Source organism: Vibrio sp. ArtGut-C1, assembly GCF_002105475.1.
In the GTDB taxonomy this organism is placed as follows: domain Bacteria; phylum Pseudomonadota; class Gammaproteobacteria; order Enterobacterales; family Vibrionaceae; genus Vibrio; species Vibrio diabolicus.
In genome coordinates this window covers 97,356-116,325 of record NZ_NCTH01000004.1, presented here as the reverse complement: position 1 = coordinate 116,325, position 18,970 = coordinate 97,356, and the positions used below count along the sequence as shown (strand labels likewise).

Here is an 18,970-nt window from a genome sequence, read left to right as displayed (position 1 = left end):
ATGAACTCGGAGCAGTGTGATGATGCAACGCAACGACAAGGTAGTAACTTAAATTGGAGACCAGCTACTTACATTGAAGATCGCTATTGCGCTTAGTGAGGTGTTGATATGCCGCCATGCGGTGAGCATCTTGTACATACCGTACTGGTGGTGCAAGAACCTCTAACTGATAATCAGTATGATCAGCAAGCACATTATCTGTTGGGCTAATTACAACCACTTTTAAGCTCGGGTTGCGGCTTAAGATTGATGCTGCCGTACCCAACCCTTGCTCGGTGTGAAACTTGCCCGCAACATGGACAACCTGAGCGCCTGGGTTGTCGTCTAGGTAGCTAACGATAGATTCCGCCATAGTTTCATCCCAAGTAACTTGAGCTGCAAACTGTTTTTCCGTCTGCTCTGGCTTACCGTGATGCATGGATGCCATGAACTTTTCTTTGTACGGACTACTACCAGTGTTGATGGCTTGTGCAATGAACATCCGCTGATCATCATCGAGCTTGTTAATGTAATCTAGCCCTTGTCGACCAATACATCGGACAATGCCCTTTGGTGCATTCGCTGCAATCACCGGGAGATTTTTCTGCTTAGCAAACTCAACGAGAGGGCGATAGTCGCTCTCATAATTGGGCCAAGCATTGGCTTGTTTCATCAAGTACTGTTCACCGATTTCCCCACGCAGGTAAGCGTCAACAACAGGTTGTTTGTCGCGGGTAAATTGTTCCATTGATAACGCGAGTGGGCGGCCATAAGATGAAAGTTGTTTGAGCATATCGGTTTGAAAGCGATGAACGCCAGCATGTGTGTGCCATTCACCAATAAGAATGACATCTGCTTGTTGCAGCTCTTTTGGTAGTTCGCTTAGAGCGATGTGCTCGCCAGAAGGGGTGTAAAGTTGGTAGTCGTAAAAAGTAGTGACTTCCGCAGAGGTAGGGTGAGAGTTGGTTGATGGAACAGAAGAACAACCAGTAAGTAAGCCAGCAAAGAGCAAGCTTAAAATAGAAAAGCGCATTGAAAAGCCTCCAAAAATGTCCGGATGATATTAATGGAGGCTGAGCAATGAATCAATATAAATGATAACTATTTGCGTTTATTGGCTGCCACTATTATTACTGAGTGGACTTTTTGCGATATACGCGCAGCATAAAATCAGCCTCACACTGATAGAGTGTAGCGGACTTCAACTCTTCACGAAGTGCATCGGTTGCTTTCCATGCGAATGGCGTCATTTGCAATAAATCGAATGCGGCCCCGTTCTTCAAATTCATAACATAGTTAAGATGTTGTTGATGCTCTAATTCATATCCTTCAATGTGTTCTGGCTCTTCACTGTGAAGACGAACATCTTGATAAATGCGTTCACGTAGTTGGTATAAGTGACGGCTTGCAGGTGTCACCGTGATGACCACACCGTTCTCTTTTACAACGCGCTGAAGCTCTTCTGCCTTGCAAGGGGCATAAATGCGCAAAATAGCATCTAAGGATTCATTCGCGAAAGGAAGCCGATGGCTAGAAGCGACGCTAAAGTGACACTGTGTGTAGCGCTTCGCCGCATAACGAATCGCAACTTTTGAAATGTCCAATCCATATATCGTCGCATCGTCCGTTTGCGTTTGTATCGTTTTCTGCACTTGATCCGTGTAGTAACCCTCGCCGCAACCAATATCTAATAATTGATGATCGGTTCCCTCTGTGTATTTCGCACACAGCTGCGCAACCTCTTGGCGCATTGGGTTGTAGTAATTCCCCTCAAGGAATCGACGACGAGCTTGCATCATCTCTTTATTGTCACCAGGATCTTTAGAACGTTTGTGGTGCGCTGGCATCAAGTTAACGTAGCCTTCTTTTGCTAAGTCAAACTGATGATTGTTTTCGCACTTAAACGTTTTTTCATTTAACGCTAGAGCTTGGTGGCATAAAGGGCATTGATAGTTCATGACGATCTCGAACAGAAAGTAGGGCGGCAAATTCTATCAAAAAGCGTGGTCTCAAGTGAAACAAAAAGAGCCGATGGAATCGGCTCATATTCAGTATTAGTGGAAGAAGTCGACTTGCTCTTTCAAGTTCCGAGCTTGTTGTTGCAGTTCAATGGCACTTTGCGAGGTTTTCGCGCTGGTGTCGCGGCTTTCTCGGTTTAGTTCACTGATAGAATGGGCATTTGCAGCAATTTCTTGGGATACTTGCGCTTGCTCTTCTGAGGTCGCAGCAATGGCGTCGGCTTGAGACGCTATCGACTGGACTTGTACTGCGATAGCTTCTAATGCTGTACCCGCGTCTTGTGCTTTGTCTAAGACCTGATTGGCACTGCGTTGGCTGTCGGTCATCATATTAACTGCATTATGAGTAGAGCCTTTTAGCTTCTCAATAATTTCAACTACATCCTGAACTGAGCTTTGTGTACGGTGCGCAAGTGTACGCACTTCATCTGCTACAACTGCGAAGCCACGACCTTGCTCACCTGCTCGTGCGGCTTCAATGGCTGCATTCAACGCAAGTAGGTTGGTTTGCTCTGCAATCTCATCAATCATCTTCGTGACGGTTTGAATACTCTCACTATCGCGATTGACTTGCTCGATAGCCGCTGCTGATTGATCCAACTGATCGTTAAGTTGAGCAACATCGATACATACGCCTTCTACAATCGAGAGACCAGATTGACTATCGGTATTCGCTGAGCGTACGTTTTCCGCAATGCTCTCTACTAAGTCGCTTGTGGAACGGATCTTACCAACAAGTTCATTGAGTTGACTTGCCATACTGGCGACACCCGTATTCAGGTTCGTAATTTCATTTTTTGATGCCTTACGAGACGATGGGACGTTCAAGCTGACCTCGCCGCCCGCCAAGCGAGTCATATAGGAGTTTAGAACGGTCAGAGGTTGTAAGCTGCGATTCAAGAAAAGTGTCAGTACAACAAAAGTAATGATTGCCGCTACCGAAGAAATGATGGCGATAAGTTTGAGTAGTGTATCACTGCCTTTGGTCACTTCTTTGATGAACGTACCACCCAGTAGCTTCCAGTTCCAGCCTGGTACTTCGGTAAACACTAAGTACTTTTCGCCGACTGTTGAGCCGAATTGGTAAGGGTAGAGAATTAATCCGCTCTTTTGTTCAAAAATTTTATGGAAAGGCTTATTACCCTCGTAGTCACGAACTTCTGTGATTGAAGGGTCGGTTGCACTTTTGGTCGGATGGAGTAGGTACTTACCAAGATTGTTGTCGTCGTTGTCGACAATGATGGTATAGCCAGTATCGCCCCATTTAATCTCCTCTAGCGCATCGAATAGCGTTTGTGTTGCTTGATCTACGGGCAAACCAATAAACGATAACCCTGCAACTTTTCCTGTAGCATCTTTAATTGGAGAGTAATAGGTAATGTAGCGTTCGCCGTACAACTTTATTTGAGCGTAATATGGCTGACCAGCTTTTAGTTGCTGATAACCTGGGTGGTCGAGACCTAGTGTGGTTCCCACTGCTCGTTGACCTTGTGGATCTTTTAGTGAGGTAGATACACGGATAAAGTCATCTCCCAAAGGCGCGAATAAAGTCGCGATAGCACCGGTATCACGTGTGAAGCTATCGACCAGCTTTGTGTCGTTAATTAAGCTTTCACTGTATTGAGTGATGTTTGGTATTTCATGCCCCATGAAATCAACCGTATAGTTTTCGACATAAACACCGGCAAGGTAGCCATTACGAAAAGTGGACTCGAGCACTTTAGCGGTATGCAGATAAGCATCGAATTGGCCAGCAATGGTTTTAGCCATCGACTCTACTTTAGATTGGTGCTCTTTAAGGGTGCTTTCCAATAGAACATCGGAAGCGTTACGGTAAACAAGCGCAGCAATACTGCTGAAAGCAATAAATAGACACAAAGTGATAACCAGCTTTAACTGGAATCCGACACTTTGATTTCGGTATCTCTCTAACATAGATCAGTTCCTGATATTTTTATTATTTATGAGTTTTGTATCGGCATGCTATCGGTTTATATGATCGAATTTTTTGATATTTATTAATGAAATAGTCAAAAGTGACTGATAACCAATAAGTTAGTTGAGAGAGGACCATCTAGGTGGGGCTTTTATTACAAAAAAGGTCGGGTATTCCCGACCTTTGATCTGGTTATAACTACTGCACTGAAATTACAGTGACAAGTTCATGAGTCTCACCTGGCTGGAGCGTTTTACCTTGCTCGATACTTGGAGCGTGAACAGTAGATTCAACACACAGCATGGTTTGGTAACCATCGTCAGCCATATCAGCCATACCTTGTGCACCTTCTGCCCAAGGGTTCCAAAGTACCGCGGAGTTATGACCATGGTTTTCCACGCTTAATGTACGATTCAGTTCCGGATCTTTTACCAAAATTTTCGCTTCTGGTTGCGTGTAAACGCGATCAATGGTGTCTGTGAGTTGCAGAACATCACCATCTTGGCATACCGCATCAGCTTTCAAGCTATCAATGTACTCGGCACCCATGCCTGTCGTTTGTGCTTGCTTAATGTCTCCAACGTTTAGGTAAGTATGTAACGCGCCAGAGAAGGTCCAAGCTTCGTTATCGATGTTCATGACTTTGAGTGTCACTTTTAGCTCATCGCCAACTTCAACCACTAAACGAGCGTCAAACATATGTGGCCAAATATCGTGGATTTCTTCTGTCGGGAACAGAGCAAGTTCAACAATCACGCCGTTATCGTTCTCGCGATGTTCAACCAGCTCCCATTCAGCAGTACGTGCGAAACCATGAGCCGGTGCTGCAATACGCCCAAACCATGGCCAGCAAACGGGAATGCCGCCTCGCAGAGCTTTTTTCCCGTCGAAAATTGCCTTCTCGCTCATCCAAATCAAATCTTCATGACCAGCAGGAGTGAACGAAACAACGTGACCACCATGTAAGGAGATGCCTGCTGTCGCTTTCTCATGAATAACACGTACTACTTTGACCTGATCAATTTCAACGACAGTAACGTTATCAGATAACACGGTTAGAGCTGGGAGAGTTTTTAAATCCATGTGCTGTTTCCTATCATTGGGGAAAGTAGGGTTTCGACATCCGTCGCAAATACAATGCAACAGCGCCGAGGTATTCTCTCAAATTCCAGATACAAAAAAGGCGACTCTAGAGCCGCCTTTTCTTTAACGAAGTTATTCGCTAATTGCTAACTATCTAATTACTTAGAGATGTGAGCGATTAGGTCTAGAACTTTGTTTGAGTAACCGATTTCGTTGTCGTACCAAGATACAACTTTAACGAAGTTATCAGTTAGAGCGATACCAGCTTTAGCATCGAATACAGAAGTTTGAACTTCACCGATGAAGTCTTGAGATACTACTGCATCTTCAGTGTAACCTAGAACACCTTTTAGCTCGCCTTCAGAAGCTTCTTTCATTGCTGCACAGATAGCTTCGTAAGATGCGCCTTCTTTTAGGTTAACTGTTAGGTCAACTACAGAAACGTTAGCTGTTGGTACGCGGAAAGCCATACCAGTTAGTTTGCCGTTTAGTTCTGGAAGAACAACGCCTACAGCTTTAGCAGCACCAGTTGAAGATGGGATGATGTTTTGAGAAGCACCACGACCACCGCGCCAGTCTTTAGCAGAAGGACCGTCTACAGTTTTTTGAGTTGCTGTAGTAGCGTGAACTGTAGTCATAAGACCAGATTCGATACCGAACTTGTCGTTAAGAACTTTAGCGATAGGCGCTAGACAGTTAGTAGTACAAGAAGCGTTAGAAACGATGTCTTGACCAGCGTAAGTAGCGTGGTTAACGCCCATTACGAACATTGGAGTAGCGTCTTTTGAAGGACCAGTTAGAACAACTTTCTTCGCGCCAGCTTCGATGTGCTTACGTGCAGTCTCGTCAGTTAGGAAAAGACCAGTTGCTTCTGCAACAACGTCAACACCGATTTCGTCCCATTTAAGGTCCGCTGGGTTGCGCTCTGCAGTAACACGTACAGTTTTACCGTTAACGATTAGGTTACCGCCTTCAACTTCAACAGTACCGTTGAAACGGCCGTGAGTTGAGTCGTACTTAAGCATGTATGCCATGTAATCTACGTCGATAAGGTCGTTGATACCTACAACTTCGATGTCAGCACGCTCTTGCGCTGCACGGAATACGAAACGACCGATACGGCCAAAACCGTTAATACCTACTTTGATAGTCATTATAGTTGCTCCACAACTTAATTTCTGATTAAAGATAACTGGTAGTAAAATTACAGAATCCAGTAAACATCTGCAAGTGATAATCGGACTTAACTTGTTTAAAGTCAAAAAAAAGCGACGCTTTTTTTAACAATTCTTCGCAAATGTTCGTTTTTTAAACTTTTAACTGATTCTTCTGTAGTCCAGTTGGCGTAATATAACTGGTGAGATAAGTGCTCTTATCAAATTAATTACGCATGGTGTCCTGGTGAGAAAGTATGTGCTACAACTGTTAAGAGAAGCAAGTTTTTTGCTAAAAAAGTCAATACCAAAAACAGTAAAGAAGGAGCAGAAAGTCGTGGAACAAAACGGGAAAAAAGTGGCGAAGTCAGATGAGCAGTGGCGTGAGCAACTTTCTGAAGAAGAGTTTCGTGTCTGCCGAGAGCAAGGTACAGAACCGCCTTTCAGCGGTAAACTACTGCATAATAAAGAGACGGGTGTTTATGCTTGTACCTGTTGCAATGCCCCTCTCTTTGTCTCTGATAACAAGTATGACTCTGGCTGTGGTTGGCCAAGTTTTGATGCGCCCATCAATGATCAAGCGGTGCGCTATTTAGAAGATCTGAGTCACGGAATGGTACGTACAGAGATTCGTTGTGCCGCATGTGATAGCCATCTAGGACACGTTTTTGAAGATGGCCCACAGACCACGGGTGAGCGTTTTTGTGTTAATTCAGTGTCGTTAATTTTCAACAAATCAGAACAATAACGACAAAATTGTGCTCGATAGTGTTTTATCCTTTCAATACGATTTGTTGTAAGTAGAAAATAGAGTGTAGTTTGCCCAAAGAAAAACTCCCGCCAATTGCGGGAGTTTTTTCGTTTATATCTCTTTGGGTATCATTGCTGGAGAGTAGTTCCCTCTCTCTATGGCTTTTGCCACCGATTCAGCTAATTCATCTAGCTGCTGATATTGCTCTGCATGACTAAAATTAAACATACGCTTGAGCTGCTTTTCATCAGCAAGCGGGACGTCGAATCTTTTCGCAACCATTGCCCACAGATATGCGCGCTCTTTTTCTCCAAGCCCTTGATGAATGCTTGCCATTGATTTGAGAATGATCGGATTAAGGTTGTCTTCATCGGATAAAGACAACGCTTTATTCAGCAGTATCAACGTTTTCTTGGCATCTCGATTAGTATAGAAAGTAGCTAATGCATATTGCATCTCAGCAGTATTTAACTTGGGTGAGCCTTCCATTTGTAAAAATGCGCGACGAGCTTGGATGTCACCCGTTTGAGACCACAAAAAATACAAAGTAGCCGGGTCTTCTGAGCCTTTTAACTCGTTTACGATGCGTTCTAGCTCATCAATACTGTGTACCAAAGCGTTAAAACGCTGTCTCTTGAGAGCACTTTGATCAATAGGTGTGATCTGAGAGGCGAGTTCTAAGCATTTTCTATATTCAGCGACCAGACCGTATTCGATGATTTGGTTGGCTTCTGATGGTTTTTTCAATTGCTCAAACCGATGCCATACTAAGTTTGTTCTGGGAACTCGACATTGCCCGTCATCCATATTGAGCTGTCTACAGCGCAGCTCTGGTGTTTTTTGGCACAACTCTTCGGTTGTCACGTTACCTTCGAAACAGCCCGTTAGTGCGAGACTTGTGAGGCTGAGAAGTAACCAGTGTGTTCTTTTCATGGCTTTGCTTGTGATCCGTTACACCAATTCATTTTCGTATTCTTGACTCAGTTTTTTAACCCGTTATGTTCTGTAAATAGAATGTAATAAGAAGGTACATTATGGACGCAGAACAACTATTACAAGCGATGACTCCAGAAGTTTATGATCGCTTAGTCTATGCAGTAGAAACGGGAAGATGGCCTGAGGGTACAACACTTTCTAAAGAGCAGCGAGATTCGTGTATGCAAGCTGTGATGTTGTATCAATCAAAACATAATACTGATGCGCAGCACATGACGGTTGCGGCAGGTGGTGAAATCAGCTTTAAATCGAAGCAAGAACTTAAAAAACAATTTAGCGGAGAAGAGAGCGACATTGTTCGTGTCAATCCGAACATTGATTAAGTGAACCTTTGATTTTTATAGGGTTCCCTTTAACGCTACTACTTTGACTTTAAAAGAAAAAAGCCCAATCTCTATTGGGCTTTTTAGATCGTAGTAAGCTTGAATTTACAGGCTCATCTCACCACGCAGTACTTGCTGCATTCTCTCTTTCACTTCTTCGTAAGAAAGGTTTTGGCTTAGAAGGTAATGCAGTTTTGCTAGTGCCGCTTCTGGCGTCATGTCAAAGCCGCTGATAACTCCAGAGTCTGCCAGTGCACAACCCGTGGCGTAGCCGCCCATATTCACTTTGCCTGCCAAACATTGAGTTAGGTTCACGACAATAACGCCGCGCTCAGAGGCCTCTTTAAGGTGACCCAGTAGCTCAGGGTTTTGAGGCGCGTTGCCCACACCAAAAGTCAACAGAATCATCGCATTTACAGGCTGACGAAGCGTATTACGAATAACTTCATGTGATATACCAGGATACATAGTGATCACGCCGATTGGCTGTGGTGTAATGTTGTGAACCTTAAATTCACCTTCTGGTTGTGCACCAACGGTTACGCTGTTACTTACTTGAATATTGATCCCAGCTTCCAGTAGTGGAGGAAGGTTTGGTGAAGTAAAGGCATTAAAACCGTCAGCATGAGATTTTGTGCTGCGGTTACCACGCATCAACTGATTATTGAAGAACAAAGTCACTTCGTTAATCGGGTAGTTTGCGGCAATATGCAGAGCATTCAATAGGTTTGCTTGACCGTCAGAACGCAGCTCCGCAAGAGGGATCTGTGAACCCGTAACAATCACTGGCTTGCCAAGGTTTTCAAGCATGAAAGACAATGCAGATGCTGTGTATGCCATGGTGTCAGTACCATGTAGGATGACGAAACCATCGTATTTGTCATAGTTGTCACGAATATCATCCGCAATCTGCTGCCAGTCGGCAGGCGTCATATCTGATGAGTCAATCAGAGGATCGTATTCGTGGATAGTGTAATCCGGCATTTCAGGACGGTGAAACTCTGGCATGCTTGCTAGTTGCTTTTCCATAAAGCCAGCAACAGGCACATAGCCGTGATCCGATTTTTGCATTCCGATGGTGCCACCGGTGTAAGCGATGTAGATGTGTTTTCTAGTCATCGTTTTTTCTTTCATGTAGGGGAACAGAGGCGGGGATTATATACCTAAATAACCTTGAGATGCGAGGCTATGCGCACAGCATCAGAAAGTCATCTGAGGAGATGTTGAGCGTAATAAAAAGGGCACCTCAAGTAGAGATACCCTTTGTAATATTAGTGAAAAAGCTACTGCACTTGGCAGTTCAAACAAAATGCGTATTGACCTTTAGGATCGTTAAAGCTTTGTAGCAAGCTTGCGTCTTGTTCGAACTGTTGAGCTACGGGTTGAAGACTTTTTGGTAGCAAGCTGGTTGCATCAATACCTAGAGAGACTTTCACCTGTTTCATGAACTCTTGTAAAAATAGTTCAGTGGGAGAAAGCGGTTCTTCTACCCAGTAAATGCCGTAATCGGTCACATTCGCCAGTTTTGCCGCTAGTTCTACGGCATCATCAAAGTCACCCATCTGGTCGACAAGACCAAAGGATAGTGCGTCTTGGCCAGTCCAAACTCGACCTTGAGCAACTTTGTCAACTTCCTCTAGAGACATATCGCGATTCTCGCCAACTAGAGAAATAAAGCGCTTGTAACCGTGCTCGATACCTAATTGGAATACTTGAGACGCGCCGTCAGAAAGGCCAGTGGTAATGCCGTCACCAGAGAACGGCGATGTGCCAACGCCATCAGTATTAATGCCTAACTTACTAAAGCCTTTTTCAAACGTGGTGATGACACTAAAAATACCAATGGAACCCGTCAGTGTTGTTGGCTGAGCAACGATCTTGTCTGCGCTCATTGAAATCCAATAACCACCAGAAGCGGCTAAACTCGACATGGATACAACAACTGGCTTGCCTGCTTGTTTCAGTGCTTCTACTTCGTTGCGAATCACTTCAGAGGCAAAGGCACTCCCCCCAGGGCTATCTACTCGCAACACGACCGCTTTCACCTTTTCATCATTGCGTGCTTGACGCAGCAAGCTTGCGACCGTGTCACCACCAACAGTTCCGCGAGGTTGTTGACCGTCCATAATCGCGCCACTGGCTAGAACAACGGCGATGTCGTGCTGAGGTAGTGTGTAATCGGGACGAATCGTTGCAAGGTAGTCGTAGTAACCAATCGCGTTGTAGCTGTCTTTGCCGTCACTACCAAACTGTTTTGCAAATAGAGTGCGAATGTCTTGACGTGTCGCGAGTTCATCCACTAGCCCCAGTTTGACTGCGAGCTGAGCAATATCGCCATTTACAGACTTCATCTCGTTAATCAGCTCATCCATGGTTGGATTAAGCACTTTCGCATCAATGTTTCGGTTTGTTGTTACGTCATCAACAAAAGCACTCCACAATTGAGTAACCCAGCGTGTTGCAGACTCTTTCGCGGCATCGGACATGTCATCACGAATAAAAGGTTCGATAGCGGATTTATAAGTACCTACGCGAAAAACATGAGTAGAAACATCAAGCTTTTCCAATAACGTTTTGTAGTACATTGAATAGGCACTGTAACCTTTAATCAATACGCCGCCATCAGGTGCCAGGTAAACTTTATCAGCGTAACTTGCCAAGTAATATTGGCTTTGGTTGTAAAAATCACCTACGGCGTAAACGGGTTTACCTGACGCTTTAAATTCGTTCAACGCTTTCGCGATGTAACGTAATTTCGTGAGATTTGTTTCTGGCATGTCTCGCAGTGCTAGCACTAATCCAGACACTTTAGGATCGTCTTTCGCGTAGCGAATAGTATCAACGATATCGAAAAGGACGTTTTCTTTCGGTAACTCATTGCCCAAAAGGGAACCAGCAAAAGAGTCCATTGGATTTACATAGCGTCTTTGTTCGACAATCGGACCTGAAAGGTTCATCACCAATGCCGACTCTTTTTCGACGACGGGTTGACCGTCTCCGGTATAAGTAAAAGCAAAGTAGAAAACGGCAATCATCAGCAAGAAGATCAGGTTTGCCAGTGCAAGTCTGATAAAGGTGATGCTCTTCCATATCCCTTTAAATATCAAACCAATAAATTTGAAGAGTTTTTTCATCTTGTCTCCATAACGAGATAGTTACGCCGAGTCTAACAAAGTATGGGTTCTTATCTCTAAGATCTCAAAAGATAACATTTTTTTAGCTTATCACGACCACTCAACAATTGGCATATTTTCACGCGAGATTGATCGGTGTTACAAAAATGTAAACGCTTGTTTGATTTTTTGGTTGAGCGGGCTTAATCTGGTCAGACCATGATAATAACAATGGATGTTAAGTGATGTCTGCCATGTACCCAAACCTATTAAAGCCACTGGATCTCGGTTTTACACAATTACGAAACCGAGTCCTGATGGGATCAATGCACACGGGCTTAGAAGAGCACAAAGAAGGATTACAGAAGCTCGCCGCTTTCTATGAAGAACGCGTGAAAGGCGGTGTTGGATTGATTGTAACCGGAGGTTTTTCTCCGAACTTACGCGGTCGTTTGCACCCGTTGAGTGCTGAGTTCAGCAAGCCAAAGCATGCTAAGGCCCACAAAGTTGTGACAGAAGCGGTGCACAAGCACGGTGGCAAAATTGCCCTACAAATTCTCCATGCTGGGCGTTATGCCATGCATCCATTCTCGCAAAGTGCGTCTGGCATTAAAGCGCCAATTGCAAAGTTTGCTCCGAGTGAAATGAGCGACCGCCAGATTAAGAAAACCATTGATGCCTTTGCGAATAGCGCTGAGTTAGCCCAGCTTGCTGGTTATGATGGCGTCGAGTTAATGGGCTCGGAAGGTTACCTGATAAACCAATTCTTATGTAAGCGCACGAACATGCGTTACGACGAATGGGGTGGCAGTTACAAAAAACGTATGCGTTTTCCGCTAGAAATTGTCAAAGCGGTTCGTAAGGCGGTGGGTGACAAGTTCATCATCATTTTCCGTCTCTCTATGCTGGATCTTGTCGAGCAGGGCAGCACATTTGAAGACGTTATCGAATTGGCGAAAGCGCTTGAAGAGGCTGGCGTCACGATTATCAATACGGGTATCGGTTGGCACGAGGCTCGAGTTCCTACCATTGCGACTCAAGTACCACGCGGTGCGTTTACGTGGGTTACGGAAAAAGTTAAGCCTCACGTTTCGGTTCCTATCATCACTTGTAACCGAATAAATACGCCAGACGAAGCAGAACGTATTCTATCTTCTGGGCATGCCGATATGGTTTCGATGGCGCGCCCATTCTTGGCTGATCCTTACTTTGTTGCTAAAGCCGAACAGGAAAAAGCGCAGCTTATCAATACGTGTATTGGCTGTAATCAGGCGTGTCTAGATAACGTGTTTAAAGGTAAGCGCGCCAGTTGCTTAGTGAACCCACTTGCGTGCTATGAAACCGAAATTGTTGTTGAACCAGCCTTTAAGAAGAAAAACATTGCCGTTGTCGGAGCAGGTCCGGCGGGCTTGGCTTGTGCGACTACACTGGCTGAACGTGGCCACAAGGTTGATTTGTTCGAAAAGAACGACCGCATCGGCGGTCAGTTCCGTCTTGCGATGCAGATCCCTGGTAAGGAGGAGTTTCGAGAGACGATACGATATTTCGCTAACCGTATTGATGAAACAGGCGTGAATCTGCACTTATCGACGGAAGCAAACTATGACTTACTCACAGAATACGATGAGATAGTGATGGCATCGGGTGTTGAGCCACGTAAAGTCAATATTGATGGAATTGATAACCCAGAGAAAGTCGTCGACTATCAAACTCTCATTCGAGACAAAACGCCAGTCGGTGAGAAAGTGGCTATCGTTGGTGCTGGTGGTATTGGCGTAGATGTCGCGACCATGCTCACAGAGCCAGTTGGACAAACGTTGGATGACTGGCTGCATGAATGGGGAATCGACAAAGAGATGTCTCAACCGGGTGGTTTATACCCTTACCCTGATGCGGTCAGCGATAAAGAAGTCTGGGTACTTCAGCGTCGTAAAGGTCGTGTAGGTAAAGGTCCGGGTAAAACAACAGGTTGGATACATAAACGTACCCTTGAAAAACGGGGCGTACATTTAGTCGGTGGCGTGTCTTACGATAAAATTGATGATCAAGGTTTGCACATTCATGTAGACGGAAGCGCGCAGTTACTTAATGCAGACAAAGTTATCATTTGTGCGGGGCAAGAGTCTGTACGTCCATTTGAAGATAAATGGTCTGAACTTGGAGAGAAGATTCATATCATTGGCGGAGCTGATCATGCAGGTGAACTTGATGCTGTGCGTGCGATTCGTCAAGGTGTTAAATTGGCGGTAAAACTCTAGCTTTTTAATGTGTGTTTACCATGAAAGCTGCGCTTTGAGCGCAGCTTTTTTTGTATAGAGCTAGTCACTGATATCTGGCAGTTGTTTGGCCATTACTACGCCAGCAAGAGTAATAAAAGAGAACACTAACACCACAGCTGAAAGGCTCAAAAAGTTCGACATAACACCAAGAGAACTCATTAGAAGCAGCATTATCCCAACCACCGTGTTACTCACGGCTACATAGCTTGTCCGTTTGTCACCTTCCGCGATATCAACTAAGTAGGTTTTTCGTCCGACTCGTATTCCGTCGTGGGCAATACACACACAAAAGTAGAGCAGAGGAATCACGAATAGGAAGCTTTGGCTAGCGGTGACCCACGTATCGTAAACAAATAAAACAACACCAAGTAGCGCGCTCATCGTTGCGCCTATGACCATCACACTGCGGCTAGATCGATCGGACATTCTTCCCCAGAAAGGACCTGATACAAAGGAGGCCAAGCCACTCGCAAACATAAAGAGAGCTAGCACCCAGAGCTGTCCACCGAGAGATTGCTGTGCCAGCACAACGTAGTACGGTGCACTCAGCGCAGAACATAAAAATAGTGTCCGCGTGATAACGAATCGACGAAAGGTCAGGTCTGTTTTAAGTAACGCGAGTTGTTTAAATGCCTCAAGAACGCCATTTCGACCACCGTCTACCTCACCTGCATACTCATTAATTTGTGCATAAACTAATGCCGCAATAAGCCATATGGCGCCCGCTAAGCCTAAACTCAGACTGTAAAAGTGCTCCGTCGGCTCTACGTCCCATAGCCAGGCTAGTGCCAGAAGGCTAGCGAAAAGCAACGTAACAAGGCCAGCAGCGCTTGAAGACCAGCCGTTGACTTGACCTCGTTGGTTTTTAGGGATGGTTTTGCCCAATACATCTTTTGATGCGACGGAATTTAAACCGCGTGAGAGGCTGAAGATCACAAGACATGCAATTACACCATAACCCGCAGCAGCTCCTGTCAGAGTTAATGCGACCACTCCGATTGCAAATATGGAAAGAGCCTGCAAGATGCTGCCAATTACCCAGACCCATTTTCTTACTGGGAGGCGACGAATATAGTGCGCAATACTAAGTTGTGGGATAAGGGAGCCTGACTCACGAATAGGAACGAGCCAACCAATTAAGTAAACCGGTGCCCCGAGGCTTTGTAGTATCCACGGCAACGTGACTTTAGGGTTGATTAACGCATCGCCGACCTTCGTTAAAAACTGAGCAAGAATGATTTTAAGAAAGTTGCCGGGAACTTGATGACAAGCTGATTCAGGAATCGCCTTACAGGCACGGGCATCTTCGTCATTAACGATCTTTTCGTAAATGCTGTTTTGTTTGTCCTTGTTCATCAACCTGCCTATGTTCAACTTATTCATTTCGCGAATAAATTAACATTAAATCCAGTTTGATGTTAAGTGAAGCACGTTATCAAGCCCACAGAAAACCGGTTGTTATTCGTAGGAACAGATTGTGCTAAAGTGGCGTAAACAAAATAACAACGATATTCGATAAGGATTCTTTCATGGACGCTCTCGATCTTTTGCTCAATCGCCGATCTATCGCGAAGTTATCTGCGCCTGCACCAGAAGGTAAAGCGCTTGAGAACATCATTCGTGCAGGCCTTCGTGCGCCTGACCATGCGGGATTAACCCCTTGGCGTTTCGTTATCGCACAGGGCGATGGTTTGAAAAAACTGTCAGATATCTTGGTAAAAGCGGCAGAAGCTGAAAATAGTGATGAAGCGGTGGTCGAAAAGGTGAAAAATGCGCCATTTCGTGCGCCAATGGTGATCACGGTGATTGCTAAAGTAACGGAACATGAGAAAGTGCCTGCACTAGAGCAACACTTATCTGCGGGATGTGCCGTACAATCCATGCAGATGGCAGCGGTAGCGCAAGGCTTTCAAGGATTTTGGCGCTCAGGTAAGTGGATGTTCCATCCAGAAGTTCATCAAGCGTTTGGTTTAGAAGGTGACGATGAGATTGTTGGTTTCTTGTACCTAGGTACGCCTGGTTGCACACCGATGAAAGTTCCTGAGCGTGACCTTTCTCAGTTTGTTGAATTTCTATAACTGAAAACTTAAACAAATTTGACTGTTTATTTATACAGTTTTTCTTGATTTATTAGGGCTACATTCGTTAATGTGGCCCTAATTATATTTATTTCCAAAACGTTATGTCTCGTCTGTTTATTGCTGAAAAACCAAGCTTAGGCCGTGCGATTGCCGCAGCACTGCCAAACCCTCAAAAGAAAGATCAAGGATTCATCCGCTGTGGGAACGGGGATATCGTTACTTGGTGTATCGGCCATTTGCTCGAACAAGTCGAACCTGACGCTTACGATGAGCGTTATAAAAAGTGGAATATGGCAGATTTACCAATTGTTCCGCAGCAATGGCAGCTCAGACCGAGGAAAAGCGCAAGTAAGCAATTAACAGTGATTCGCAAATTGCTCAAAGAAGCTAACGAAGTCATTCATGCAGGAGACCCTGACCGCGAGGGTCAGCTGTTAGTTGATGAAGTTCTCGACTATTGCAAGTTATCTAAAACCAAGAAGGAATCCACACAGCGTTTGCTGATTTCCGACTTGAACTTACCTGCGGTTAAACGTGCACTCAGTTCTATGCGCAGTAATCGAGAGTTTATCCCACTTTCAGTTTCTGCATTGGCTCGCTCTCGGGCTGATTGGCTGTATGGTATGAACATGTCTCGTGCTTATACCTTGCTTGGTCAAAAAGCAGGGTATCAAGGTGTTCTCTCGGTAGGGCGAGTGCAAACGCCAGTTCTTGGCTTAGTGGTGCGTCGTGATGAGGAAATCGAAAACTTTGTCCCGAAGGACTATTTTACCCTACATGCTCTGATTCCGTATCAAGATGCCAATGGTACTTTTGATATTCGTGCTCGTTGGAAGCCAAGTGAGGCATGCAAGCCTTGGCAGGATGAAGAAGGGCGAGTGTTAAACCGTAAGTTAGTGGAAAACGTTGCAAACCGCATTGCAAATCAACCCGCGAAAGTGACGGAGTCGGAACAAAAGCAAACCAAGCAATCCGCACCACTACCTTATTCATTATCTGCTTTACAGATCGATGCAGCGAAGCGCTATGGTATGAGTGCGCAACAAGTACTAGATACTTGTCAGGCATTGTATGAAAAGCACAAGCTGATCACTTATCCACGTTCAGATTGTCGCTATTTACCGATGGAACACTACTCACAAGCAGGGACGGTGACAACAGCTATTGCGAATAACGCAAAAGAGCTGCAAGGTGCCGTTCAGGGAGCAGACTTAACATTAAAGTCCAAAGCTTGGAATGATAAAAAAGTGGATGCGCACCATGCGATTATCCCTACACCAAAACAAGCTAATGTGAATTCGCTTTCGGGTAATGAGATGAAAGTGTATCAATTGATTGCGCGCCAGTATCTCATGCAGTTTTATCCGGCGGCAGTTTACGCAGAAGCGAAATTGGTTTTCGATATCGCTGGTGGTACGTTTATCGCGAAAGGTCGTCAGTTAGTTTCGCCGGGTTGGAAAGCGCTAATGGGCAAAACTGACAAGGAAGATGAAGGTATTGATGCCGTGCCACCGTTACCAGAAGGCACCGTGTTAACTTGTCGTGAAGGGGAAATAAAAGACCGAAAAACCGAGCCACCAAAGCACTTTACCGAAGCATCGCTGTTGCAAGCGATGACCGGGATCGCCCGTTACGTTGCGGATAAAGAACTGAAAAAAATCCTTCGTGATACTGATGGGCTAGGTACGGAAGCGACTCGCGCTGGTATTTTGGACACGCTGTTCAAACGCCAACTGCTCACGCGTCAAGGTAAATCAATTCTCAGCTCTCCTGCGGGAAGAGGTCTCATTCATGCCTTGCCAGAAGATTCAACGTACCCAGATATGACGGCTCATTGGGAGCACCAGTTACAAGGTATGGCAGAGAGAAATCAGGCATATCAGCCGTTTATGCAAGCACTAGAGCAACGCATTGATGGCTTGATGGCACAAGTAAAAGCAGGGCCGATCCCTGATTCATTGCGTCATCTACCCAAGGTGGAACGTCCTGCGTTTAAACGTAAAAAGCGTAGTTATTCAAAGAGTGGTAGTGCGACTAAATCCCGTGCAACCAAAGGTAAGCGGGCATAGGACAAGCGCGGCGTAATTAAACACCGCGCATGCTTGAAAATAGATTACTCGAACAGGTCGCCGTGGTTTTGGATCGCGCCTCTTACTTCACCTTGAGTTAACACGCGTTTGTCCAGTACCTCTTTCACCTGGTCGCCCAAGTCAACTAATGTATCTCGATTCGCTTGAGTTTGGCGTTTACCAGCACTTCTCAAGCAGTAGTTTAGCTCGTGCTCTTCGCTAAAATTAACCAAATCCCTATCTGCTGCCATCGTGCCTTCTCCTTAATTGTTCTACTTTTTCATAAGTCTGGATTGGATATAGATAAATTCAAGTTAGATTGCGCGAATTATGCTGGTAGATCGCCGATGAACATTATGTTTGCCAACCAAGTCACGATTATGAAGCCTAGCTTAGGTGTTATTTGGTTTATTGATGGTTGTTTCTTAACGCCGCTACCAAGGTAGCTCAGTACCATCGTAGTTAATAAATCGACCTGAAAGTTGCGGTGTACTCAGCTCTATCACGTTCGCTAGGCCCTGCGCGGAGGCTTGCGTATCTATCAATGCATTTGGCCCGCCCATTGCCGTTTTTACCCAACCAGGATGAAGCGCTAAAACGGTAAATCCTTCAGGTGTTAAATCATTACTCAAGCTTTTAACAACCGAGTTTAGCGCCGCTTTCGATGAACGATAAATATAACCGCCACCGGACGTATTTTCCGTCATGCTCCCCACTTTTGATGAGATACAAGCAATCTTTTTCATCTTGCCTTGTTGTAAACGTGGGTAACAGTGCTCAACCAGTTTTAACGGTGCAATGGTGTTCACTTCGAAGACTTTACGCCATTCTTCTACGTCAGTGTTTCCAAAACCATATCCCCTGGGGCCATAATATCCTGCATTGTTAATGAGTAAGTCGATGGCCGGGAGTTTATCGGCAAGCTTAGCGACTTGTTCGTAGTGAGTGACATCCAGTTCGTGCAAAACTAGATTGCTGTAATGTGAGGCTAGAGTTTGTAGTTCAGAACTGTTCTCTAAGGAACGGCTAGTAGCGTGTACTTGATGGCCTTGCTTCAGGTACAGCTCAGTTAAGCTAAGGCCAATGCCGCGATTTGCTCCGGTAATAAAGACGGTTTGACTCATACAAACACCTATTTTTTTTGATTCCATTTGAAAGTCATTGTGTTAGCTAAGAGCAATAAAATCA

At 45.0% G+C, this 18,970-nt stretch carries 16 protein-coding genes; 5 read left to right on the top strand and 11 right to left on the bottom strand.

Going from position 1 to position 18,970, the window contains the following annotated elements; translation table 11 throughout:
- Positions 1-64: 64 nt before the first annotated feature.
- The 5 genes from B7360_RS05035 to gap form a co-directional block, all read right to left on the bottom strand.
- Complete coding sequence (locus B7360_RS05035) at positions 65-1,012, bottom strand: ChaN family lipoprotein (protein WP_085342860.1); 948 nt, start codon at positions 1,010-1,012, stop codon at positions 65-67.
- Positions 1,013-1,109: 97 nt separating this feature from the next.
- On the bottom strand, positions 1,110-1,937 hold the full coding sequence (rlmA, locus tag B7360_RS05030; protein WP_074191650.1) for a 23S rRNA (guanine(745)-N(1))-methyltransferase: 828 nt from the start codon (positions 1,935-1,937) through the stop codon (positions 1,110-1,112).
- A 96-nt stretch (positions 1,938-2,033) separates the two neighbouring features.
- Complete coding sequence (locus B7360_RS05025) at positions 2,034-3,932, bottom strand: methyl-accepting chemotaxis protein (protein WP_085342859.1); 1,899 nt, start codon at positions 3,930-3,932, stop codon at positions 2,034-2,036.
- 199 nt (positions 3,933-4,131) lie between these two features.
- A complete protein-coding gene (locus B7360_RS05020) occupies positions 4,132-5,016 on the bottom strand; it encodes a D-hexose-6-phosphate mutarotase (protein WP_085342858.1) in 885 nt (294 codons plus the stop codon).
- Positions 5,017-5,174: 158 nt separating this feature from the next.
- Positions 5,175-6,170, bottom strand: a complete 996-nt coding sequence (gene gap / locus B7360_RS05015) for a type I glyceraldehyde-3-phosphate dehydrogenase (protein ID WP_012841556.1) — start codon at positions 6,168-6,170, stop codon at positions 5,175-5,177.
- Between the two features lie 337 nt (positions 6,171-6,507).
- Between gap and msrB the strand changes: the two genes are divergently transcribed.
- Positions 6,508-6,918 carry a peptide-methionine (R)-S-oxide reductase MsrB gene (gene msrB / locus B7360_RS05010; RefSeq protein WP_047010128.1) on the top strand — a complete coding sequence of 137 codons (411 nt, stop codon included), beginning with the start codon at positions 6,508-6,510 and terminating at the stop codon, positions 6,916-6,918.
- Positions 6,919-7,032: 114 nt separating this feature from the next.
- Here msrB and B7360_RS05005 read toward each other — a convergent pair whose 3' ends face one another.
- Positions 7,033-7,854: a DUF2989 domain-containing protein gene (locus tag B7360_RS05005; RefSeq protein ID WP_085342857.1), complete on the bottom strand. Its 822-nt coding sequence runs from the start codon at positions 7,852-7,854 to the stop codon at positions 7,033-7,035.
- Between the two features lie 101 nt (positions 7,855-7,955).
- On the opposite strand from B7360_RS05005, the gene B7360_RS05000 reads away from it, so the two are divergent.
- Positions 7,956-8,240, top strand: coding sequence for a YeaC family protein (locus B7360_RS05000; protein WP_005380700.1), 285 nt, complete (start codon positions 7,956-7,958; stop codon positions 8,238-8,240).
- A 105-nt stretch (positions 8,241-8,345) separates the two neighbouring features.
- Here B7360_RS05000 and ansA read toward each other — a convergent pair whose 3' ends face one another.
- The gene (gene ansA / locus B7360_RS04995) at positions 8,346-9,359 is read right to left on the bottom strand and encodes an asparaginase (RefSeq protein ID WP_046874512.1); all 1,014 of its coding nucleotides are present in this window, start codon (positions 9,357-9,359) and stop codon (positions 8,346-8,348) included.
- 164 nt (positions 9,360-9,523) lie between these two features.
- Entirely contained in the window at positions 9,524-11,374 is a 1,851-nt protein-coding gene (gene sppA, locus B7360_RS04990; protein WP_085342856.1) for a signal peptide peptidase SppA, read from the bottom strand.
- A 224-nt stretch (positions 11,375-11,598) separates the two neighbouring features.
- Here sppA and B7360_RS04985 point away from each other — a divergent pair, with 224 nt between their 5' ends.
- Positions 11,599-13,611, top strand: a complete 2,013-nt coding sequence (locus B7360_RS04985) for an NADPH-dependent 2,4-dienoyl-CoA reductase (protein ID WP_085342855.1) — start codon at positions 11,599-11,601, stop codon at positions 13,609-13,611.
- Positions 13,612-13,671: 60 nt separating this feature from the next.
- On the opposite strand, the gene B7360_RS04980 is transcribed toward B7360_RS04985, so the two are convergent.
- Entirely contained in the window at positions 13,672-14,988 is a 1,317-nt protein-coding gene (locus B7360_RS04980) for an MFS transporter (protein WP_085342854.1), read from the bottom strand.
- 173 nt (positions 14,989-15,161) lie between these two features.
- Here B7360_RS04980 and B7360_RS04975 point away from each other — a divergent pair, with 173 nt between their 5' ends.
- A complete protein-coding gene (locus B7360_RS04975; protein WP_005396515.1) occupies positions 15,162-15,710 on the top strand; it encodes an NAD(P)H nitroreductase in 549 nt (182 codons plus the stop codon).
- Between the two features lie 104 nt (positions 15,711-15,814).
- Positions 15,815-17,782, top strand: a complete 1,968-nt coding sequence (locus B7360_RS04970; protein ID WP_085342853.1) for a DNA topoisomerase III — start codon at positions 15,815-15,817, stop codon at positions 17,780-17,782.
- A 44-nt stretch (positions 17,783-17,826) separates the two neighbouring features.
- Here the strand turns inward: B7360_RS04970 and B7360_RS04965 are convergent, their stop codons facing one another.
- Together B7360_RS04965 and B7360_RS04960 are read right to left on the bottom strand one after the other, a co-directional pair.
- Positions 17,827-18,033: a hypothetical protein gene (locus B7360_RS04965; protein WP_085342852.1), complete on the bottom strand. Its 207-nt coding sequence runs from the start codon at positions 18,031-18,033 to the stop codon at positions 17,827-17,829.
- A 183-nt stretch (positions 18,034-18,216) separates the two neighbouring features.
- The gene (locus B7360_RS04960; protein ID WP_085342851.1) at positions 18,217-18,906 is read right to left on the bottom strand and encodes an SDR family oxidoreductase; all 690 of its coding nucleotides are present in this window, start codon (positions 18,904-18,906) and stop codon (positions 18,217-18,219) included.
- Positions 18,907-18,970: the final 64 nt, after the last annotated feature.